This window comes from Streptomyces sp. NPDC001816, assembly GCF_042892235.1.
In the GTDB taxonomy this organism is placed as follows: domain Bacteria; phylum Actinomycetota; class Actinomycetes; order Streptomycetales; family Streptomycetaceae; genus Streptomyces.
Genome location: NZ_JBIATY010000011.1, coordinates 62,745 through 83,589, shown reverse-complemented (window position 1 = coordinate 83,589; position 20,845 = coordinate 62,745). Strand labels below are relative to the sequence as shown.

Here is a 20,845-nt window from a genome sequence, read left to right as displayed (position 1 = left end):
TGCCGCGGGACTCAAGTCGATTTATCGTCCCAGCACGATTCGCGGGCAAGATCACAATATGTGAAGGGGTCGCGGCCATGGTGGCGAAGAAGACCGCCGTACAGCAGCCGGCGACCGGCCGCTCCCAGGGAGCCGGCCGCAAGAAGACCACGCGCGCGGGTGCCGCCTCGGCCGGCCTGGCGGGACCGGTGAAAACGGTCCGTTCCCGCGCCGACGGAACAGCACGCTCCGACCGCCCCCCAGGCGGCACGGCAGCCACCAAGACACCGAGGAAGCCGCCCGGGGAGCAGCCGAACGCTGCCACGAAGAGGGCGGCCGCCGCAGAGGAGACCGAGCGGAAGAGGGGCTCGACGGCCAAGAGGGGCTCTACGGCGGGGGCCGGGAAGAGCACGGCCGTCGTGGACGCCGGCAAGAGCACGGCGGTCGAGGAAGCCGGGACGAGCGCGTCGGTCGGGCAGGCAGGGAAGAAGACGGCGTCTGGGGAGGCGGGGACGAAGCCTGCCGCCGGGAAGGCGGGCGCTGGGAAGGTTGCGGCCGAGGCGGGGGTGGTCGAGGGGGCTGCGGCCGGGAAGGCGGCGGCTGGGAGGACGGCGGGCAAGAAGGCGGCGGCTGAGGGCGCGGTGGCCGAGCAGGCTGCGGCAGGTAGGGCAGCTGGGAAGGTTGCGGTCCAGGCGGGGGTGGTCGAGGAGGTCGCGGCTGGGAGGGCGGCGGGCAAGAAGGCTGCGGCTGAGGGCGCGGTGGCCAAGTCGGCTGCGGCAGGTAGGGCGGCTGGGAAGAGAGCGGGCGCCGGGAAGGCTGCCGCCGAGGCGGGGGTGGTCGAGGAGGTCGCGGCTGGGAAGGCGGCGGCCGGGAGGACGGCGGGCAAGAAGGTTGCGGCTGGGGAGGCGGACACGAAGCATGCCGCCGGGAAGGCTGCGGCTGAGGGCGCGGTGGCCAAGCAGGCTGCGGCCGGTAAGGCGGCTGGGAAGAGAGCGGGCGCCGGGAAGGCCGCGGCCGGCGTAGGGGCGGTCGAGGAGGCTGCAGCCGTGAAGACGGCGGCAGAGAAGACGGCGGCCGGGAGGTCAGCGGCCAAGGAGACGGCACCGAGGAAGGCTGCGGCCAAGAAGACAGCGGCCAAGGAGGCGGCTGCCGAAGACTCGGCTGCGAAAGCGGTGCCCAAGAAGGGCGCGGCCAAGGAAACGACCGCCAAGGAGACGAGCGCCAAGGAAACGGCCGCCAAGGGGACGGCAGTCAAAGAGTCGGTCGCGGAGGCGGGGGTCAAGAAGGCAGCGGGCAAGGAGACGGGTGCCAAGGGGACGGCCGCCGGCAAGAAGAGGGCCGGGAAGGGCGCCGTTGCCGAGAAGGGGGGCGGGAAGGCGGTGGAGGTGGCCGCCGAGGAGACGGTTGCCGGTGGAGTCGTGAAGAAGGCTGCCAGGAAGGCCGTCGGCAAGAAGGCGGTTGGCGAGGGCGTCTCCACCAGGGCGGCAGGGAAGAGCACGGCCAAGAAAGCGGGCGCGGCGCGGGCCGCGAAGCAGACGGGAGCCACGACGGTGGTTGCGAAGAAGACTCCTGGCACGGCCACGGCGGAGCAGACCGCCGTTCCCAAGGCGCGGGTCGCCGCGGCGGAGCCCGGCGAGCTGGCGGTGCGCCCGGGCGAGGAACCCTGGACCCCGGACGAGGTCGCGGAGGCCCGTGCCGAGCTGGAGTCCGAGGCGGAGCGGCTGCGAGCTGAGATCAGCTCCTCCGAGGCGTCCCTCGTGGGCCTGATGCGGGAGTCCGGGGACGGCGCGGGCGACGACCAGGCCGACACCGGAGCCAAGAACATCACGCGCGAGCACGAGATGGCGCTGGCCGCCAACGCGCGCGAGATGCTCATCCAGACCGAGCGCGCCCTGGAACGGCTCGACGCGGGCACCTACGGCCTGTGCGAGAACTGCGGAAACCCCATCGGCAAGGCCCGCATGCAGGCGTTCCCGAGGGCCACACTGTGCGTGGAGTGCAAGCAGAAGCAGGAACGTCGCTCCTGAGCACCAGGGCCCGCCGGGACGTGCCGTACTCTCGTCCTCAGTCAGGCACCTAGGTTGAGGGACTCACGTGGCAGAGGCGGAGCGCATCATCGGTACGCCGGACACCCCGGACGACAGCGGCGAGCAGACGTCCGGCGTGTCCGACACGGGTGAGCAGGGGGCGGCGGCGCCGCAGCGGACCGGGCGCGGGCGCCGGATCGCGGTGCTGTTCGCGGTGGCCGCGTTCGCGTACGCCCTCGACCTGATCAGCAAGATGATCGTGGTCGCGAAGCTGGAGCACCACGCCCCGATCGAGGTGATCGGGGACCTGCTGGAGCTGCACGCCATCCGCAACCCGGGCGCGGCCTTCGGCTTCGGCGCGGCCTTCACGATCATCTTCACGCTGATCGCGGCCGCCGTGATCGTGGTGATCATCCGTCTGGCCCGCAAGCTCTACAGCTTCCCCTGGGCGATCGCCCTCGGCCTGCTGCTCGGCGGCGCGCTCGGCAACCTCACCGACCGGATCTTCCGGGAGCCCGGGATCTTCCAGGGCGAGGTCGTGGACTTCATCGCACCCAAGGGCTTCGCGGTGTTCAACCTGGCCGACTCGGCGATCGTGTGCGGCGGCATCCTGATCGTGCTGCTGTCCTTCCGCGGCCTGGACCCCGACGGCACCGTCCACAAGGACTGACGCCGACCGCCACCGCGGGGGCGTTGTCCACAGGCTCGTTCGGGGCCGTCGGAGCCGTCCGGCATACTCGTCGGGTGAGCACGATTCCCGAGATCCGTACCCTGCCCGTGCCCGACGGCCTGGAGGGCGAGCGCGTCGACGCCGCCATCTCCCGCATGTTCGGCTTCTCCCGCACCAAGGCGGCGGAGCTGGCCGCGGCCGGCAAGGTCCAGGTCGACGGGACGGTGGTCGGCAAGTCGGAGCGGGTGCACGGAGGCGCCTGGCTCGAGGTCGAGATGCCCCAGGCACCCGCGCCCGTGCAGGTGGTCGCCGAGCCGGTCGAGGGCATGGAGATCGTGCACGACGACGATGACGTGGTCGTGATCGTCAAGCCGGTCGGCGTGGCCGCGCACCCCTCGCCGGGCTGGAGCGGCCCGACCGTCATCGGCGGTCTCGCCGCCGCCGGGTACCGGATCTCCACCTCCGGCGCCGCCGAGCGCCAGGGCATCGTGCACCGCCTGGACGTCGGCACCTCCGGCCTGATGGTCGTCGCGAAGTCCGAGTACGCGTACACGTCGCTCAAGCGCCAGTTCAAGGAGCGCACGGTCGACAAGCGCTACCACACCCTCGTCCAGGGCCACCCGGACCCGACGAGCGGCACGATCGACGCCCCCATCGGCCGCCACCCGAACCACGACTACAAGTGGGCGGTCACGGCCGACGGCAAGCCCTCCGTGACCCACTACGACCTCATCGAGGCCTTCCGCGCCGCCTCCCTGCTCGACGTGAAGCTGGAGACCGGCCGCACCCACCAGATCCGCGTCCACATGTCCGCCCACCGCCACCCCTGCGTCGGTGACCTGACGTACGGCGCCGACCCGACCCTCGCCAAGCGGCTGCACCTGACCCGCCAGTGGCTGCACGCGGTGCGGCTCGGCTTCGAGCACCCCGGGGACGGGCAGTGGGTGGAGTTCGCCTGCGACTACCCCGAGGACCTGCAGAGCGCCCTCGACCAGGTACGCGAGGAGACGTGGGCGTGAGCACGCCGTACACCGTCCGGATCGCCGAGGACCCCGCCGACCGCGAGGCCTGCTTCACGGTGCGCAAGAGCGTCTTCGTCGTCGAGCAGGGCGTCCCGCAGGACATCGAGTACGACGCGTACGACGCCGCGGCCGTGCATGTGCTGGCGGTCCGCGAGGACGGCGTGGCGCTCGGCACCGGCCGCCTGCTGTACGGCGAGGCGGCCGCGGCGAAGACCGGCGGGGACGCCTCGGTGGGCTCCCTGGGGCGGCTCGCCGTCACCCGTGAGGCGCGCGGGCTGGGCGTCGGCGTGGCCCTGGTGCGGGCCATCGAGGAGGCGGCACGCGCGCGTGGCCTGGCCGCGGTGGACCTGCACGCGCAGACCCACGCCCTGGGCTTCTACGAGCGCCTCGGGTACGAGGCGTACGGCCCGGAGTACCCGGAGGCCGGGATTCCGCACCGGGCGATGCGGCGCGTCCTGTAGCCGAGGCGCCGTGACGGCCGGGGCGCCGAGGGCCGTGGCAGGCTGGACGCCTGCCGTGTGATCGTCGACTCCCGGAGCGCCGGCCGTGGACCAGTTGGCTCTGTTGTTCGTGGTGCTGCTCGGGGCCCTGGTGAGCGTCCCGGTGGGGGAACGGCTCGGGTTGCCGGCGCCGGTGCTGATGACCGTGCTCGGCGGGGTCCTGGCGGTGACCGCCTTCGTGCCCGACGTGGACATCCCGCCCGAGCTGATCCTGCCCGGCCTGCTGCCGCCACTGCTCTACGCCGCCGTACGACGGACCTCGTGGCGGCAGTTCACGGCGAACAAGCGGCCGATCTTCCTGCTGGCCGTCGCGCTGGTCTTCGTGACGACGATCTGCGTGGCGGCCGTCGCCCATGCGATCGTGCCGGGCCTGCCGGTCGCCGCCGCCGTCGCGCTGGGCGCGCTGATCGCCCCGCCCGACCCGGTCGCCGCCACCGCCGTCGCCGGGCAGCTCGGGCTGCCGCGCCGCCTGGTGTCGATCCTGGAGGGCGAGGGGCTCTTCAACGACGTCACGGCCATCGTGCTCTACCACGTGGCGATCGCCGCCGCCGTGAGCGGGGAGTTCTCGGCCTGGCACGCCGGTCTCGACCTGGTCCTGTCGGCCGTGGTCGCGGTCGTGGTGGGACTGGTGCTCGGCTGGGGCGCGAACAAGCTGATGGACCTGCTCGGTGACCCCACCCTGCAGATCGGGATGACCCTGCTGGTGCCGTACGCCTCCTACGTGCTCGCGGAGGAGCTGCAGGGGTCCGGGGTGCTCGCCGTGCTCACCACGGCCCTCTTCCTCGCCGAGTACGCCACCGACGCCGACGACGTGATGACCCGGCTGGCCGGGTACACCTTCTGGGACATCGTCGACACGCTCGTCACCGGCGTCGCCTTCGGGCTGATCGGCCTCGAACTGCACAACGCGATCAGGACGGCGAGCGGGCGCTGGGGGGAACTGCTCGGCTGGTCCGCCGTCATCGTCGGCGTCGTCGTCCTCGTACGGCTGCTGTGGCTGATGCCCGCGACCTGGCTGACCAAGCGGCTGCACGCCCGGCGGGACTACGACGAGGAGATCCCGGTGGGCTGGCGGGAGACCGTGGTGATGTGGTGGTCCGGGATGCGCGGGGTGGCCTCGGTGGCGCTGGCGCTGGCGATCCCGCTCAGGACGGACGACGGATCTCCCTTTCCCGAGCGCGACGAGATCATCTTCATCGCGTTCGGGGTGATCATCGCCACGTTGGTGCTGCAGGGGCTGACCCTGCCCTGGCTGGTGAAGCGGCTCGGGGTGCGGGCGGACTCCGAGCGGGAGAAGGAGTTCGAGGAGGAGCTGGCGCGACGGGCCACGAAGGCCGCCAGACGGAGGCTGCGGGAGATCGAGCAGGTGGAGGAGTTGCCGGAGGAGCTGGCCGAGCAGATGTTGCGGCGGGCCTTCGACATCGGGATCCGGATCAGCCCGGACCTGGGGGAGACGGAGCGGCGGGAGGCGCATCAGCACAGGGAGCGGCGGGTGAAGCGGGTGCGGCGGATTCAGGGGGAGATGTTGAGTGCGGCCCGGCATGAGGTGTTGGCCGCGCGGAGTGAGCCGGGGGCGGATCCCGAGATTGTGGATCGGGTGCTGAGGCATCTCGATGTGCGGAGCCTGCGTTGAGATTTTTCTCCCACCCGCGCACCACCCGTTTTCCAGTCGGCCGAGAGGTCGGCGTTTGCCGTGGGGCTGCGGCGCCGTCGGCGGCTTTCCGTGCGTCTCGTCCATGGCGATCCCGGCCCGCGCAGGGCGGTGCACAGGACGAGCTTCGTTCGTCGGCTCCTCAACCTGCGTGTTTGCGGCGCCCCGCGGGAGGCCGCGCTACGGCGTTGTCGTACCCGGCTGGCACCATGGCCTCATGAACATCATGCTCTTGCATTCGGCCTATGGGCTCAGGCCCGCGGTGCGCGAGGCCGCGGACCGGCTGCGCGCGGCGGGCCACGAGGTGTGGACGCCGGACCTCTTCGAGGGGCGCACGTTCGACACGGTCGAGGAGGGGATGGAGTTCAAGGAGCGGATCGGCAAGGAGGAGTTGCTGAAGCGGGCCGTGCTGGCGGCGGCGCCGTACTCGGAGCGGGGGCTCGTGTACGCCGGCTTCTCGCTCGGCGCCTCCATCGCGCAGACCCTGGCCCTCGGCGACGAGAAGGCACGCGGTCTGCTGCTCCTGCACGGCACCTCGGACCTCGCGCCGAACGTACAGGTGGACGAGCTGCCCGTGCAGTTGCACGTCGCCGAGCCGGACCCGTTCGAGACGGACGACTGGCTGAGCGCCTGGTATCTGCAGATGGGCCGGGCCGGGGCCGACGTGGAGGTCTACCGCTATGCGGGCGCCGGGCACCTCTACACCGACCCCGAGCTGCCGGACTACGACCGGGAGGCCGCCGAGGCCACCTGGCGGGTGGCGCTCGGCTTCCTCGACGGCCTGCGGGCGGCGTAGCCGGGCACTCCTCGGTGACGAGTTGTCAGCCACACCCTCTGATGCCGGAACTCTCGCGCCGGTGGTTGCCTCGGACCAGCCGGAGCGATCGGCTACACCGGGTCGTAGGTGCGCTCCACCTTCTGCGTGCCGCTGCGGGTGCGGTACGAACGCACCCAGGAGGAGGTCGCGTCGGCATCCGTGCGGTCGGACAGGACGTAGTAGTCCATCTGCGCACGGTCGGCGGTGATGTCCAGGACGCCGTAGCCGTGGCGGTCGGTGTCCACCCAGTGGACGTGCCGGTTGGCCGCCTTGATGACCGGTGAGGCGATCGCGGAGACGGTGCCCTCGGGGACCTTCACGATGTCGTCGAGGTTGTCGGAGGTCACCGAGGTGACCACGAACTCGGTGGCCGCCGAGGCCGACAGCGGGTAGGTGCCCGCGTCCACCGGCACGTCGTTGGCCCACGCCATGTGGATGTCACCGGTCAGGAAGACGGTGTTGCCGATGGCGTTGGAGCGCAGGTGGTCCAGCACCTCGCGGCGGTCGTCGGTGTAGCCGTCCCACTGGTCGGTGTTGGCGGCGATCCCCTCCTGCGGCAGTCCGAGCAGCTTGGCGAGGGGCTTGAACAGGTCGGCGGAGAGCGAGCCGAAGGAGAACGGCGAGATCATCACCGAGTTGCCGACCAGCCGCCACTTGGTGTCGGAGGCCTTCAACCCGGCCTTCAGCCAGTCGAGCTGGGCCCGGCCGGTGATCGTACGGTTCGGGTCGTCCACCGAACCGCTCGCCGTGCCGGCCTGCTGGGAGCGGAAGGAGCGCAGGTCCAGCAGGGAGAGGTCGGCGAGCTTGCCGAAGCGCAGCCGGCGGTAGGTGGTGCCGGCGATCGCGGGGCGGACCGGCATCCACTCGAAGTAGGCCTGCTTGGCGGCGGCCTGGCGGTCCGTCCAGGTGCCCTCGGCGCCCTCGGTGTGGTTGACCGCGCCGCCCGACCAGGCGTTGTCGGCGAACTCGTGGTCGTCCCAGATCGCGATGACTGGTGCCTTCAGGTGCAGCGCCTGCAGGTCGGGGTCGGTCTTGTACTTCGCGTGCCGGATCCGGTAGTCGGCGAGCGTGAGGATCTCGTTCGCCGGCGCGTGCGGGCGGACGACCGTGCCCCGGGCCGCGTACTCGCCGGACTTGTACTCGTAGATGTAGTCGCCGAGATGCAGCCAGGCGTCGAGGTCGGTGCGGGCCGCGAGGTGGCGGTAGGCGGAGAAGTAGCCGGCCTCCCAGTTGGCGCAGGAGACCACGCCGAAGCGCAGGCCGGAGACGGCAGCGTCCGCCGCCGGCGCGGTGCGGGTACGCGCCACCGGGGAGTTCGTGCCGCCGGCCGAGAAGCGGAACCAGTAGTCGGTGGCCGGTTCCAGGCCGCGGATGTCGGCCTTGACGGTGTGGTCGGAGGCGGCGGTCGCCTTGGTCGAGCCCTTGGCGACGACGTTCGTCAGCGCCTTGTCCTTGGCGACGACCCAGCTCACTTCGGTGTCCGGGCCGATCCCGGAGCCGGGTATCGCCTGCGGGGTGGGGGTCACCCGGGTCCACAGCAGCACGCCGTCGGGCAGCGGGTCGCCGGAGGCGACGCCGTGCAGGAAGGCGGGGGCGTCCGTGGCGGCGCGCGCCGGCAGGGCGGCGGCGAGCGGTCCGGCCAGGACAGCAGTCGCCGCCGCGGCCTTGACGACCGTACGGCGGCGGGGCGACAGGGAGTTGAGGCGCTTTGCGGCCTCGGATGGCTGGTATCGACTGGTCACGACCGATCAGGTTACTGATCGGTACACGTCAGAGCGGGCGAACTCCGAAAGTTCGCCCGCTCTTCATGTGAAGGTCAGTTTCTGAGGAGCCGTCAACCCTTGAGAGCCGCGTCCACGGCGCTGTTGAAGTCGGCCACCGTCAGGATCACCTTGCCGTCGCTGAGCTTCTTGCCGTCCATGACGAAGCTCGGGGTGCCCGTCACGCCGTCCTTGTTGTCGTCGAACGTCTTCGACATGGCCATCGCCCAGGCGTCGTAGGTGCCCTTCTTGACCGCGTCCTGGAACTTCGTGTTGTTCTTCAGCGCGGGCACGGTGTCGGCGACCTTGATGAGGTAGCTGTCGTCCTTGAACTTGTCCGTCTGCTCGTCCGGGTGCCACTTCGCGGAGTACAGCGCGGTCTTGTACTCGAGGAACGCCTCGGGGCTGACGTTGAGCGCGGCACCCAGCGCGCTCAGCGCGTTCTTGGAGCCGGTGCCGTTGTCGTGGGCGTCGAGGAACGTGCCGCTGATGAACTGGAGCTTGAACTTGCCGTCGTCGATGTCCTTCTTCACGGTCGAGCCGACTACCTGCTCGAACTGGGCGCACACGGGGCAGCGCGGGTCCTCGTAGATCTTGAGGGTCTTCTTGGCGCTGTCCTTGCCGATGACGACGGTGGTGCCCTTCGTGCCCGTGGTGTTGGCCGGGGCGACGACCGACGCGTCCTTCAGGGCCTCCCAGTAGCTGGGCTTGTTCATCTGGACGACCGCGTAGCCGATGCCGCCGGCCGCGGCCAGCACGCCCACGACCGAGGCGGCCACGATGACCTGCCGCCTGGCCCTGTCGCGCTTGGCCTGCCGCTCGCGCTCCTGGCGCAGCCGCTCCCGGGCCGCCGTCTTCGCCGACTGGCTGTTCCGCTTGCTCATGTTGGTGATCTCCATGTGGGACGCGCACACGTCGTACGCGGGATACGTATGGGGGACTGATCGTGCTCAGGCGAATGCCGGTGAGCACGGCGGTCCACGCCGTCCCAGGGAGTGCACGAGGAGCCGGTCGCGCGCGGTGACCGGGCGCAGGGCCGGGCGCGGCAGCCGGCGCGCCGGTAGGAGTCGTACGGCGACCGCGGCCACCGCCAGCAGCAGCGGCCGGAAGGTGGTGGCGGCGACCGCGCGCAGCAGCTGGGTCAGGGCCCGCTCGCCCCGGCGCAGCCAGGCGGCGGCCAGCAGCCCCACGCCGATGTGCGCGGCGAGCAGCAGCCAGGCGGCGGCCGGGCTGGCGTGCGCGAGCAGTGCCGCGCCGCCACGGCCCGAGGCGCCCGTCACCTGGGCGAGCGGGGTGCCCACGCTGCCCTGGCACAGCACGTCCAGGCCGAGGGCGCGCAGTGGTCCGGCGACCGGCCCGCCCGCCCTGCCGTAACAGGCGTGCTGGCCCGTGGTGAACACCGTGTCCGCGGCCAGCTCCAGCGGGATCAGCAGGGCAGCGATCCGGCCGAAGCCACGCTCGCGGCCCGCCAGCGCGTACGCGGTCAGGAACACGCCGGTGGCGACCGCGGCGACGGTCGACACCGGCAGCGGGGCCCTGGACAGCAGGACGTGCGACGCGGTGCTGAGCGTCACGACCACGGCCGTGAACAGCGCCGCGCGCACGGCTCTGAGCTGGGTCCCGGAAATGTCCATTGCGAGAGCAGAGTCTGTCACGTACGCGAGTAAGAGACCCCTAAAGAGTGCCTGTGAGTGTGCGAGGTTACAGCCCCGGAATCCGGCCGTTGCGGAACAGGTCGACGAAGATCTGGTGGTCGGCACGCGCGCGTGCGCCGTACCCGTGCGCGAAGTCCACCAGCAGGGGCGCGAAGCCCTCCTCGTCGGCCGCGAGCGCCGCGTCGATGGCCCGCTCGGTGGAGAACGGCACCAGGGACTCGCCGGAGGTGTCGTCCGCCGCCGCGTGCATCGTGGCCGTGGCCCGGCCGAGGTCGGCGACGACGGCCGCGATCTCCTCCGGGTCGTCGATGTCGCCCCAGTCCAGGTCGACCGCGTACGGCGAGACCTCGGCGACCAGCTGGCCCGCGCCGTCCAGCTCGGTCCAGCCCAGCCACGGGTCGGCGTGCGCCTGCAGGGCGCGCTGGGAGATCACCGTGCGGTGGCCCTCGTGCTGGAAGTACTCCGCGATCGCCGGGTCCGTGATGTGCCGGGAGACGGCCGGGGTCTGGGCCTGCTTGATGTAGATCACGACGTCGTTCTCCAGGGCGTCGCTGTGGCCCTCCAGGAGGATGTTGTACGACGGCAGGCCGGCCGAGCCGATGCCGATGCCGCGACGGCCCACGACGTCCTTCACCCGGTACGAGTCCGGGCGGGTCAGGGAGGAGTCCGGAAGGGTCTCCAGGTAGCCGTCGAAGGCCGCCAGCACCTTGTAGCGGGTGGCGGCGTCCAGCTCGATGGAGCCGCCGCCCGATGCGAAGCGGCGCTCGAAGTCGCGGATCTCGGTCATCGAGTCCAGCAGCCCGAAGCGGGTCAGCGAGCGCGCGTCACGCAGCGCGTCCAGGAGGGGACCCTGCGCGGTGTCCAGCGTGAACGGCGGCACCTCGTCCCGCTTGGCGCCCGTGGCCAGGGCGTGGATGCGCTCGCGGTAGGCGGCCGCGTAGACCGTCACCAGCTCGGTGATCTGCTCGTCGCTGAGCGCCTTCGCGTACCCGATGAGTGCGACGGAGGCGGCGAAGCGCTTCAGGTCCCAGGTGAACGGGCCGACGTAGGCCTCGTCGAAGTCGTTGACGTTGAAGACCAGGCGGCCGTTGGAGTCCATGTAGGTGCCGAAGTTCTCGGCGTGCAGGTCGCCGTGGATCCACACCCGCGAGGTGCGGTCGTCCAGGTACGGGCCGCCGCGCTTCTCAGCGTCGAGGTCGTGGTAGAAGAGGGCCGCCGTGCCCCGGTAGAACGCGAACGCCGAGGCCGCCATCTTCCGGAACTTCACCCGGAACGCGGCCGGGTCGGCGGCCAGGAGCCGGCCGAAGGCGGTGTCGAAGACGGCGAGGATCTCCTCGCCGCGCTGCTCGTCGTTGAGCTGGGATACCGACATCGCGGGGTGCCTCCTGGTGCAGTGCCTGTACGACAGCGTTTCTGCCGTCTCCAACGCACGAAGGTACGTGGGAGTGCCCGTGGAGTGTCAGTCCCGAGGCATAGACTTCGACGCTGACCCCAGAACTGTCCGCCACCCCTTCGCCGAGTGTTTCCCCTGGAGGCCTCACCGTGTCAAAGCCGCCCTTCACGCACCTGCACGTCCACACCCAGTACTCGCTGCTGGACGGTGCCGCGCGGCTCAAGGACATGTTCAACGCCTGCAATGAGATGGGCATGACGCACATCGCCATGTCCGACCACGGCAACCTCCACGGCGCGTACGACTTCTTCCACAGCGCGAAGAAGGCCGGAATCACCCCGATCATCGGGATCGAGGCGTATGTCGCCCCCGAGTCCCGGCGCAACAAACGCAAGATCCAGTGGGGCCAGCCGCACCAGAAGCGCGACGACGTCTCCGGTTCCGGTGGTTACACCCACAAGACGATGTGGGCCGTGAACAGGACGGGCCTGCACAACCTCTTCCGGCTCTCCTCCGACGCCTACGCCGAGGGCTGGCTGCAGAAGTGGCCCCGGATGGACAAGGAGACCATCGCCCAGTGGTCCGAGGGCATCGTCGCCTCCACCGGCTGCCCCTCGGGTGAGGTGCAGACCCGGCTCCGCCTCGGCCAGGAGGAGGAGGCCCTCAAGGCCGCCGCCGACTACCAGGACATCTTCGGCAAGGACCGGTACTTCCTGGAGCTGATGGACCACGGCATCGAGATCGAGCACCGGGTCCGTCAGGGCCTCCTCGACATCGGCAAGAAGCTCGGCATCCCGCCGCTGGTCACCAACGACTCGCACTACACCTACGCGCACGAGGCCGGCGCCCACGACGCCCTGCTGTGCATCCAGACCGGCAAGAACCTCTCCGACCCGGACCGCTTCAAGTTCGACGGCACCGGCTACTACCTGAAGTCCACGGACGAGATGTACGCCATCGACTCCTCGGACGCCTGGCAGGAGGGCTGCGCCAACACGCTCCTCGTCGCCGAGATGGTGGACACCACCGGCATGTTCGAGAAGCGCGACCTCATGCCCAAGTTCGACATCCCCGAGGGCTACACCGAGGTCACCTGGTTCAAGGAGGAAGTGCGCCGCGGCATGGAGCGCCGCTTCCCCGGCGGCATCCCCGACGACCGCCAGAAGCAGGCCGACTACGAGATGGACGTCATCATCTCGATGGGCTTCCCCGGCTACTTCCTCGTGGTCGCCGACTTCATCATGTGGGCCAAGAACAACGGCATCGCCGTCGGCCCCGGCCGAGGCTCCGCGGCCGGTTCGATCGTCGCCTACGCCATGGGCATCACCGACCTCGACCCGATCCCGCACGGCCTGATCTTCGAGCGGTTCCTCAACCCCGAGCGCATCTCCATGCCCGATGTCGACATCGACTTCGACGAGCGCAGGCGCGTCGAGGTGATCAGGTACGTGACCGAGAAGTACGGCGCCGACAAGGTCGCCATGATCGGCACCTACGGCACCATCAAGGCCAAGAACGCGATCAAGGACTCCGCGCGCGTGCTGGGCTACCCGTACGCGATGGGCGACCGCATCACCAAGGCCATGCCCGCCGACGTCCTCGGCAAGGGCATCCCGCTCTCCGGCATCACCGACCCCAGCCACCCGCGCTACAGCGAGGCCGGCGAGGTCCGCGGGATGTACGAGAACGAGCCGGACGTGAAGAAGGTCATCGACACCGCGCGCGGTGTGGAGGGCCTGGTCCGGCAGATGGGCGTCCACGCGGCCGGCGTGATCATGTCCAGCGAGACCATCACCGAGCACGTCCCGGTGTGGGTGCGGCACACCGACGGTGTGACCATCACCCAGTGGGACTACCCGAGCTGCGAGTCGCTCGGCCTGCTGAAGATGGACTTCCTGGGCCTGCGCAACCTCACGATCATGGACGACGCCGTCAAGATGGTGAAGGCCAACAAGGGGGTCGACATCGACCTCCTCGGCCTCCCGCTCGACGACCCGACGACCTTCGAACTGCTCCAGCGCGGCGACACCCTCGGCGTCTTCCAGTTCGACGGCGGCCCCATGCGCTCCCTGCTCCGGCTGATGAAGCCCGACAACTTCGAAGACATCTCCGCCGTGTCGGCCCTGTACCGCCCGGGCCCGATGGGCATGAACTCCCATACGAACTACGCGCTGCGCAAGAACAAGCAGCAGGAGATCACGCCGATCCACAAGGAGCTGGAGGAGCCCCTCGAAGAGGTCCTCGCGGTCACCTACGGCCTGATCGTCTACCAGGAGCAGGTGCAGAAGGCCGCCCAGATCATCGCCGGCTACTCGCTCGGCGAGGCCGACATCCTCCGCCGCGTCATGGGCAAGAAGAAGCCCGACGAACTGGCGAAGAACTTCACCATCTTCCAGGCCGGCGCCCGCAAGAACGGCTACAGCGACGAGGCGATCCAGGCCCTGTGGGACGTGCTGGTCCCCTTCGCCGGCTACGCCTTCAACAAGGCCCACTCGGCCGCGTACGGCCTGGTGTCGTACTGGACCGCGTACCTCAAGGCGAACTACCCCGCCGAGTACATGGCCGCCCTGCTGACCTCGGTCAAGGACGACAAGGACAAGTCGGCGATCTACCTCAACGAGTGCCGCCGCATGGGCATCAAGGTGCTCCCGCCGAACGTCAACGAGTCGGTGCACAACTTCGCCGCCCAGGGCGACGACGTGATCCTCTTCGGCCTCGAAGCGGTGCGCAACGTCGGCACCAACGTGGTCGAGTCGATCATCAAGAGCCGCAAGGCGAAGGGCAAGTACTCCTCCTTCCCCGACTACCTCGACAAGGTCGAGGCGGTCGCGTGCAACAAGCGCACCACGGAATCCCTGATCAAGGCCGGCGCCTTCGACACCATGGGGCACACCCGCAAGGGCCTCACCGCGCAGTACGAGCCGATGATCGACAACGTGGTCGCGGTCAAGCGCAAGGAGGCCGAGGGGCAGTTCGACCTCTTCGGCGGCATGGGCGAGGAGCAGAGCGACGAGCCCGGCTTCGGACTCGACGTGCAGTTCACCGACGAGGAGTGGGACAAGACCTACCTCCTCGCCCAGGAGCGGGAGATGCTCGGTCTGTACGTCTCCGACCACCCGCTCTTCGGCCTGGAGCACGTGCTGTCCGACAAGGCCGACGCGGGCATCGCCCAGCTCACCGGAGGTGAGCACGCGGACGGCGCGGTGGTCACCATCGGCGGCATCATCTCGGGCCTGCAGCGCAAGATGACCAAGCAGGGCAACGCCTGGGCGATCGCCACGGTCGAGGACCTCGCCGGTTCCATCGAGTGCATGTTCTTCCCGGCGACGTACCAGCTCGTGTCGACCCAACTCGTCGAGGACGCGGTCGTGTTCGTCAAGGGCCGGCTCGACAAGCGCGAGGACGTGCCGCGGCTGGTCGCAATGGAGCTGCAGGTGCCCGACCTGTCGAACGCGGGCACCAACGCGCCGGTGATCCTCACCATCCCGGCGGTCAAGGTCACCCCGCCGATGGTCAGCCGCCTCGGCGAGATCCTCAGCCATCACAGGGGCGAGAGCGAGGTCCGCATCAAGCTCCAGGGGCCGACGAAGACGACGGTGCTCCGGCTGGACCGGCACCGTGTGAAGCCGGATCCGGCGCTCTTCGGAGATCTGAAGGTGCTGCTCGGCCCGTCCTGCCTGGCGGGCTGAGCCCATGCGGCGGGAAGGGGCGCACCCTCGACGGGTGCGCCCCTTCCGTGTGCCTGGGCTTCAACTGCCCTTTAGTTGTGGCCGAAGCGCTGCTGCTTCTTACGAGCAACATCCGCCGGGCTGCCCGGGACGTGCATCGGGGACTCGTGCGCCTCCGAGGACGAACGCTGCGTGTGCTCCTGGGCCTGCTGGGCCTGCGAGCGCTGCTGGCTGCCCTGCTTGCGGTTCTTGTTCTTGGCCATGGTGATCTGCCTCCTGTGGGGGATCTAGGGGCCAGGGCCGCGACCAGATTCACATAAGCTGACATCACGCGCATGTCGGATAATTACCGTGTGTAACAGGGGCGATGGGCGAGCGGCATGCGCAAACGCCACGCCGAAGATCGAGTTCCGGCCGTTAACCTCCGCGTGGTCGGGCAGACTCGAAGGAAGTCCGGAGCAAAGGAAGTCCGAAGCAAGAGCCTCCTGGGAAGAGGGTGAGTCGCGTGGACCGCTGCATCGTCCTGGTGGACGCCGGGTATCTGCTGGGAGCCGCCGCCAGCCTCCTTGCCGGTGAGCCCTCACGGTCCCGGATCACCGTCGACCACGCCGCGCTGATCCAGGCCCTGCGCGAACGAGCGGAGTCGGAGACCGAGCGCCCGCTGCTGCGCATCTACTGGTTCGACGGCGCCCCCGACCGGGTCCCCCAGCCGGAGCACCGCCGGCTGCGCGTGATGCCCCGCGTCACCGTCCGGCTCGGCGCCCTCACCCGCAGCGACGGACGCTGGGCGCAGAAGGGCGTGGACGCCGCCATGCACGCCGAGCTGACCGAGCTGGCCCGCAACCGCGCCTGCTCCGACGTCGTCCTGGTCACCGGCGACGGCGACCTGCTGCCCGGCATGATGGCCGCCAAGGAGCACGGCGTCGCCGTCCACCTGTGGGCCGTACAGGCCGCCGACGGGGACTACAACCAGTCAGAGGACCTGGTCGCCGAGGCCGACGAGCGGCGCGTACTGGACCGAGCCTGGATCACCCAGGCGGTCCGCGCCAAGGAGCTGACCGGCGTCTGCGCACCCCCGCCCGCGCCCCGCCCCGAGATCGCCGCGATCCTCTCCGCGCCGCTGCCCGAGTCCGCGCTCGCCACGCCCGCCGAAGCACCCGCAGAGGACGGCGCCCACGCGCCGGCCGCCGCGGCCGAGGCCGGAACCCAGGAGCGGGTGCCCGCCGCCAAGGGCGTACCGACCCCCAAGGACCTCGCCGCGCTGCGCGCACCCGGCGCACAGGCCGTGCAGCATCCGGCGACCGCGACCCTCAGGTGGTCCTCCGACAAGGGCTGGGTGGACCGGCCCGGCGGGGTCTCCGAGCCGCCCGAGATCGCCTCCATGCCGACGCTGGCCCAGCTCACCACCGCCGAGCAGCGCTGGGCCGACCGGGAGGAGGACATCACCACGGTCGGCGGCGACCCGTACGAGGTCGGGCAGGTCTTTGCCCGCCGCTGGATGTCCCGGCTCGGCGACCAGGGCCAGCTGCAGCGGCTGTCCACGATGTACCCGCGCATCCCGCACCGCATCGACGGCGAGCTGCTGCGCTACGCCGCCCGCTTCGGGCTGCTCGCCCACAAGGACGACCAGATCGACGAGCACGACCGTTACGCCATCCGGGCGGGCTTCTGGCGGGAGGTCGACGTACCGGCCGCGGCCGAGCACGCCCCGGCCGGGGAGTGAGCCGGAACCTTTCGCGGTGGCGGGATGAGAAGCCGGGGGTGAGGAGAGGCCCCAAAGGCGAGTAAAGGGGCCGGACCCCGTAGTCTCGTGCCTTGTGAGTACGCGCGTGGGACAGGCACTTCGGCAGGACGAGGTCGTACGCGTGCGCGGGCTCAGCAAGACCTACCCGCGCGTGAAGGGGCGCCGCGGAGCGCCGGGCGCGCCCGAGGTGCGGGCCACCGACGGCGTGGAACTGGATGTACGGCGCGGAGAGATCTTCGGCCTGCTCGGGCCGAACGGCGCCGGCAAGTCCACCCTCGTACGACAGCTCACCGGACTGCTGCGGCCGGACGCCGGCAGCGTCGAGATCCTCGGCCACGACATCGTCAGGCACCCCGAGCGGGCCGCCCGGATCCTCGCCTACCTGGGGCAGGAGTCCTCCGCGCTGGACGAGCTGACCGTCGCGCTCGCCGCCGAGACCACCGGACGCCTGCGCGGCCTGGACGTACGGCAGGCGCGCGCCGAGCGGGACGCCGTACTGGAGGAACTGGGCCTCACGCCGATCGCCGGGCGGGCGCTGAAGAAGCTGTCCGGCGGTCAGCGGCGGCTCGCCTGCTTCGCCGCAGCCCTCGTCGGCGAGCGGTCGCTGCTCGTGCTGGACGAGCCGACCACCGGCATGGACCCGGTGGCCCGGCGCGCGGTCTGGGCGGCCGTGGACCGGCGCCGGGCCGAGCGCGGTACGACCGTGCTGCTGGTCACCCACAACGTCATCGAGGCCGAGACCGTCCTCGACCGGGTCGCCGTCCTGGACCAGGGCAAGGTCATCGCCTGCGACACCCCGGCCGGGCTGAAGGAACAGGTCTCCGGCGAGGTGCGGGTGGAACTGGTGTGGCGGGAGCGGGCACCGCTGGACGTGCCCGAGGTCGCCGTGCTGCGCGAACGGGCCGTGGAGTCAGGGCGGCGCTGGACGCTCCGGCTCGCGCCCGAAGAGGCCCGGGCCGCCGTCGCCACGGTGACCGGCGGGGCCGCCTTCGCCGCCCTGGACGACTTCACGCTCGCCACGCCCAGCCTGGAGGACGTCTACCTGGCGCTGGGCGGGGCGGCGCGGCAGGGGCTGGTGAAGGCGTGAGTGCGACGAACGCCGTACCCGTATGGTCGCTGTGGGACGGCGGCGCGGCTGCCGCAGGGAAGAGGAGCAGCGCGTCGTGAGTGTCGTACCCGCGGAGGTTCTGCCGGGCGGTGCCCGGGCCGTGCCGGAGCCGGCCCGGCTCGCGGCCGAGCTCGGGCCGCCCGCGCGGCTGTGGCCGTCGCTGGTGGCCGTCTACCGGGCCCAGCTGTCCCGGGCCCGGGTGGCGCGCATCCCGCTGCTGTTCGTGGCGACCTTCCAGTCCGTCGGCATCGCCGTGATGATGCGGGGCGTCGTCGACAGCGGCAGTGAGGCCCAGTCCGTGGTGGCCGGGTCCTCGGTGCTCGTCGTCGCGTACGTCGCCCTCAATCTGCTGTCGCAGTACTTCGGGCAGCTGCGGGCCAGCGGCGGGCTCGACCACTACGCCACGCTGCCGGTGCCGCCCGCGGCTGTCGTGCTGGGCGCGGCGGGGGCGTACGCCTCCTTCACCGTGCCGGGCACCCTGGTGACCGCCGTCTTCGGTTGCGTGCTGTTCGGGCTGCCGCTGTCCAACCTGTGGATCCTGGTGGCCGTCGTCCCGCTCGCCGGGGCCGCACTCGCCGGACTCGGCGCCGCCTGCGGGCTGCTCGCGCCGCGGCCCGAGCTGGCCACGCTCCTCGGGCAGCTGGGCATGTCGGCGGCACTGCTGCTCGGTGTGCTGCCGGCCGATCGGATGCCCGAGATCGTACGGCTGGCCCGGGACCTGCTGCCGTCGACCTATGGCGTGGAGGCCTACGCGCGGACCTTCGGGGCGCACCCGGACTGGGCCGCCGTCCTTGCTGACCTGGGGGTCTGTGCGGGCGTCGGAGTGATCTCGCTGGCCGTGGCGACCTGGGCCTACCGCAGGGCCGCCGTCCGATGACGCGGCCCACAGCGCGACCTGGCACGATGTCAGGGTGACCGCACCGCTGACTCCGCCCACGCCGCCGCACGACGACTCCCCGCACCAGGTCTGGCAGGCGCCGCCGCCTGCCGGGGCGCCGGGCATGGGCCTGTACGAACAGGACGGCCCTGGGATGAAGAAAGAAGTCCTGGAAGCCGTCGTGATCGCGATAGCGGTGGCGCTGGGCGGGGTGCTGTTCGGGCTGCTGTGGTGGTGGCTGGCGCCGCATGTGCCGCTGGTGGGGGACGCGGTCGACAAGAGCTGGGTCGTCTACATCAAGGACACCGAGGGGGAGCAGGCGGCCGGGGTGGACGGAACGTTCACGCTGCTCGGGTTGGCCTTCGGGCTGGTCAGCGCGATCGTCGTGTTCGCGCTGCGGCGGCGCGGCGGTGTGCCCTTGGTGGTGGCGCTGGGCCTGGGCGGTCTGCTCGGGTCGCTGCTGGCGTGGCGGCTGGGGGTGTGGCTGGGACCCACGTCCGACGTGATCGCGCACGCGAAGGAGGTCGGGAAGGGGGTCACCTTCTCGGCGCCGTTGAAGCTGGGGGCGAAGGGCGCGCTGCTGGCCTGGCCGTTGGCCGCGTCGCTGGTGCATCTGGGGCTGACCGCGCTGTTCGGGCCCCGGGACCCCGAGCCGTATCCGCAGGGACCGGCCCCGAAGGACGGGTACGGAGCCCCGCCGGCGTAATCCCGTCAGCCCCGGCCGATCGGTGCCAGCACCGCTTCGGTCAGCTGTGCCAGGTCTCCCGGAGTCAGCTCGACCTCCAGGCCCCTGCGGCCGGCCGAGATGCAGATCGTCGCGTGGGCCTCGGCCGAGTCGTCCAGGACGGTGCGGAGCTTCTTGCGCTGGCCCAGGGGGGAGATGCCGCCGCGTACGTAGCCGGTGGTGCGTTCCGCGCGGGTGGGGTCGGCCATGGTCGCCCGCTTGCCGCCCACCGCCGCGGCCAGCGCCTTGAGGTCCAGCGTGCCGGAGACCGGCACCACCGCCACCGTCAGCGCGCCGTCCACGTCGGCCACCAGGGTCTTGAAGACCCGGTCGGGGGAGACGCCCATGGCCTGCGCCGCCTCCTCACCGTAGGAGGGGTGGGAGGGGTCGTGGTCGTAGGAGTGCAGGGTGAAGTCCACGCCCGCTGCAGTCAGGGACACCGTCGCGGGAGTCCCACCGGACTGTTGCTTCGACTTCTTCGCCATCGGGGTGTCGGCCTCGGTTCGCTCAGTTCAGGCTGGTCGGCGTCCGCGTCAGCTCGAACGCGGGCAACGACGGAAGGTTACGGATGATGGCCGTCTCGGCGCGAAGGAGTTTCAGCTCGTCCCGGAGCCGGGAGGCGATGTCCGGCGCCTGCAGCAGCCGTTGCTTGGTCGGTGTGTCCAGGACCATCGCCGCCGCCACCAGGTAGGAGACCACCGACGGGTCGTCCGGGAGGTCCGCGCCCGTCGACACGGAGCGCTCTCGGGCGCCCGCCAGGCGCTTCTGGTACTGGCGGAAGGCGCGCAGGACGCCCTCGGCCAGGGCGCCCGCCTCCTCGCCGGGGTCCTCCGGCAGCTCCTCCAGCTCCGCCGTCAGGAACGGGCCCGACGCGTCCACGGACAGCAGCCGTACCCGGGTCGTCCCGGTCGCCAGCACCTCGAACGTGCCGTCGGCGCGCTCCCGGATGGTCGCCGCGTCCGCCACACAACCCACGCCGTGGAAGGACGTGAGGGGGTCCGGGCCGAAGCCCGCGGCTGGCCCCCGCTCGGGCTGTGCGGTCGGATCCGGCATGCCCGGCGCGCTCGGTGCCACCTCGTGGCCGTCGCGGATCGCCACGACGGCGAACCGGCGCGGTTCGTCCTCGGGGGTCTTCAGAAGCTCGCGCATCATGGCGCGATAGCGCTCCTCGAAGATGTTCAGGGGCAGCACGAGCCCGGGGAACAGCGCCGAGTTCAGCGGGAACAGAGGGAGTCGGACGGTGGTCACGG

18 protein-coding genes are annotated in these 20,845 nt (G+C 70.9%); 11 read left to right on the top strand and 7 right to left on the bottom strand.

Annotated elements, in window-relative coordinates; all coding sequences use genetic code 11:
- The first annotated feature begins 77 nt into the window (after positions 1-77).
- The 6 genes from ACFYZZ_RS32695 to ACFYZZ_RS32670 all read left to right on the top strand — a co-directional run bounded on the left by ACFYZZ_RS32695 (position 78) and on the right by ACFYZZ_RS32670 (position 6,645).
- Positions 78-2,006 carry a TraR/DksA C4-type zinc finger protein gene (locus tag ACFYZZ_RS32695; protein ID WP_389183686.1) on the top strand — a complete coding sequence of 643 codons (1,929 nt, stop codon included), beginning with the start codon at positions 78-80 and terminating at the stop codon, positions 2,004-2,006.
- Positions 2,007-2,073: 67 nt separating this feature from the next.
- On the top strand, positions 2,074-2,676 hold the full coding sequence (gene lspA / locus ACFYZZ_RS32690; protein ID WP_386574270.1) for a signal peptidase II: 603 nt from the start codon (positions 2,074-2,076) through the stop codon (positions 2,674-2,676).
- 74 nt (positions 2,677-2,750) lie between these two features.
- Positions 2,751-3,695: an RluA family pseudouridine synthase gene (locus ACFYZZ_RS32685; protein ID WP_389183683.1), complete on the top strand. Its 945-nt coding sequence runs from the start codon at positions 2,751-2,753 to the stop codon at positions 3,693-3,695.
- Positions 3,692-4,159: a GNAT family N-acetyltransferase gene (locus tag ACFYZZ_RS32680; protein WP_389183680.1), complete on the top strand. Its 468-nt coding sequence runs from the start codon at positions 3,692-3,694 to the stop codon at positions 4,157-4,159. The genes ACFYZZ_RS32685 and ACFYZZ_RS32680 overlap by 4 nt, the downstream gene beginning before the upstream one ends.
- 85 nt (positions 4,160-4,244) lie before the next feature.
- A complete protein-coding gene (locus ACFYZZ_RS32675; protein ID WP_389183678.1) occupies positions 4,245-5,831 on the top strand; it encodes a Na+/H+ antiporter in 1,587 nt (528 codons plus the stop codon).
- A 235-nt stretch (positions 5,832-6,066) separates the two neighbouring features.
- Positions 6,067-6,645 (top strand): dienelactone hydrolase family protein, encoded by a 579-nt coding sequence (locus ACFYZZ_RS32670; protein ID WP_389183675.1) that lies wholly within the window; start codon positions 6,067-6,069, stop codon positions 6,643-6,645.
- A gap of 92 nt (positions 6,646-6,737) precedes the next feature.
- Here the strand turns inward: ACFYZZ_RS32670 and ACFYZZ_RS32665 are convergent, their stop codons facing one another.
- From ACFYZZ_RS32665 to ACFYZZ_RS32650, 4 genes are all read right to left on the bottom strand, one after another.
- Positions 6,738-8,408, bottom strand: a complete 1,671-nt coding sequence (locus ACFYZZ_RS32665; RefSeq protein ID WP_389183673.1) for an alkaline phosphatase D family protein — start codon at positions 8,406-8,408, stop codon at positions 6,738-6,740.
- 92 nt (positions 8,409-8,500) lie between these two features.
- Entirely contained in the window at positions 8,501-9,310 is an 810-nt protein-coding gene (locus tag ACFYZZ_RS32660) for a thioredoxin domain-containing protein (RefSeq protein ID WP_389183671.1), read from the bottom strand.
- 66 nt (positions 9,311-9,376) lie between these two features.
- The gene (locus ACFYZZ_RS32655) at positions 9,377-10,060 is read right to left on the bottom strand and encodes a hypothetical protein (protein WP_389183669.1); all 684 of its coding nucleotides are present in this window, start codon (positions 10,058-10,060) and stop codon (positions 9,377-9,379) included.
- A gap of 67 nt (positions 10,061-10,127) precedes the next feature.
- Positions 10,128-11,453: a DUF2252 domain-containing protein gene (locus tag ACFYZZ_RS32650; protein ID WP_389183666.1), complete on the bottom strand. Its 1,326-nt coding sequence runs from the start codon at positions 11,451-11,453 to the stop codon at positions 10,128-10,130.
- A 170-nt stretch (positions 11,454-11,623) separates the two neighbouring features.
- Between ACFYZZ_RS32650 and dnaE the strand changes: the two genes are divergently transcribed.
- On the top strand, positions 11,624-15,163 hold the full coding sequence (gene dnaE / locus ACFYZZ_RS32645) for a DNA polymerase III subunit alpha (protein ID WP_389183663.1): 3,540 nt from the start codon (positions 11,624-11,626) through the stop codon (positions 15,161-15,163).
- Between the two features lie 71 nt (positions 15,164-15,234).
- On the opposite strand, the gene ACFYZZ_RS32640 is transcribed toward dnaE, so the two are convergent.
- A complete protein-coding gene (locus tag ACFYZZ_RS32640) occupies positions 15,235-15,405 on the bottom strand; it encodes a hypothetical protein (protein WP_386574260.1) in 171 nt (56 codons plus the stop codon).
- Between the two features lie 242 nt (positions 15,406-15,647).
- Here ACFYZZ_RS32640 and ACFYZZ_RS32635 point away from each other — a divergent pair, with 242 nt between their 5' ends.
- From ACFYZZ_RS32635 to ACFYZZ_RS32620, 4 genes are all read left to right on the top strand, one after another.
- Positions 15,648-16,865 carry an NYN domain-containing protein gene (locus tag ACFYZZ_RS32635; protein ID WP_389183660.1) on the top strand — a complete coding sequence of 406 codons (1,218 nt, stop codon included), beginning with the start codon at positions 15,648-15,650 and terminating at the stop codon, positions 16,863-16,865.
- A 94-nt stretch (positions 16,866-16,959) separates the two neighbouring features.
- Positions 16,960-17,973, top strand: coding sequence for an ABC transporter ATP-binding protein (locus tag ACFYZZ_RS32630; RefSeq protein ID WP_389183657.1), 1,014 nt, complete (start codon positions 16,960-16,962; stop codon positions 17,971-17,973).
- A 76-nt stretch (positions 17,974-18,049) separates the two neighbouring features.
- A complete protein-coding gene (locus ACFYZZ_RS32625; RefSeq protein WP_389183654.1) occupies positions 18,050-18,871 on the top strand; it encodes an ABC transporter permease in 822 nt (273 codons plus the stop codon).
- A 34-nt stretch (positions 18,872-18,905) separates the two neighbouring features.
- Entirely contained in the window at positions 18,906-19,577 is a 672-nt protein-coding gene (locus tag ACFYZZ_RS32620) for an AAA family ATPase (protein WP_389183651.1), read from the top strand.
- A gap of 5 nt (positions 19,578-19,582) precedes the next feature.
- Here the strand turns inward: ACFYZZ_RS32620 and ybaK are convergent, their stop codons facing one another.
- Both ybaK and ACFYZZ_RS32610 read right to left on the bottom strand, forming a co-directional pair.
- Complete coding sequence (gene ybaK, locus ACFYZZ_RS32615; RefSeq protein ID WP_389183648.1) at positions 19,583-20,080, bottom strand: Cys-tRNA(Pro) deacylase; 498 nt, start codon at positions 20,078-20,080, stop codon at positions 19,583-19,585.
- A 22-nt stretch (positions 20,081-20,102) separates the two neighbouring features.
- A complete protein-coding gene (locus tag ACFYZZ_RS32610; RefSeq protein ID WP_389183646.1) occupies positions 20,103-20,843 on the bottom strand; it encodes an LON peptidase substrate-binding domain-containing protein in 741 nt (246 codons plus the stop codon).
- Between the last annotated feature and the right edge of the window lie 2 nt (positions 20,844-20,845).

Excerpts from the sequence above, each read along its gene's own strand:
- ACFYZZ_RS32640 (WP_386574260.1), bottom strand. The coding sequence starts at position 15,405 with ATGGCCAAGAACAAGAACCGCAAGCAGGGCAGCCAGCAGCGCTCGCAG.
- ybaK (WP_389183648.1), bottom strand. The coding sequence starts at position 20,080 with ATGGCGAAGAAGTCGAAGCAACAGTCCGGTGGGACTCCCGCGACGGTG.
- ACFYZZ_RS32655 (WP_389183669.1), bottom strand. The coding sequence starts at position 10,060 with ATGGACATTTCCGGGACCCAGCTCAGAGCCGTGCGCGCGGCGCTGTTC.
- ACFYZZ_RS32660 (WP_389183671.1), bottom strand. The coding sequence starts at position 9,310 with ATGAGCAAGCGGAACAGCCAGTCGGCGAAGACGGCGGCCCGGGAGCGG.
- ACFYZZ_RS32650 (WP_389183666.1), bottom strand. The coding sequence starts at position 11,453 with ATGTCGGTATCCCAGCTCAACGACGAGCAGCGCGGCGAGGAGATCCTC.
- ACFYZZ_RS32670 (WP_389183675.1), top strand. The coding sequence starts at position 6,067 with ATGAACATCATGCTCTTGCATTCGGCCTATGGGCTCAGGCCCGCGGTG.
- ACFYZZ_RS32695 (WP_389183686.1), top strand. The coding sequence starts at position 78 with ATGGTGGCGAAGAAGACCGCCGTACAGCAGCCGGCGACCGGCCGCTCC.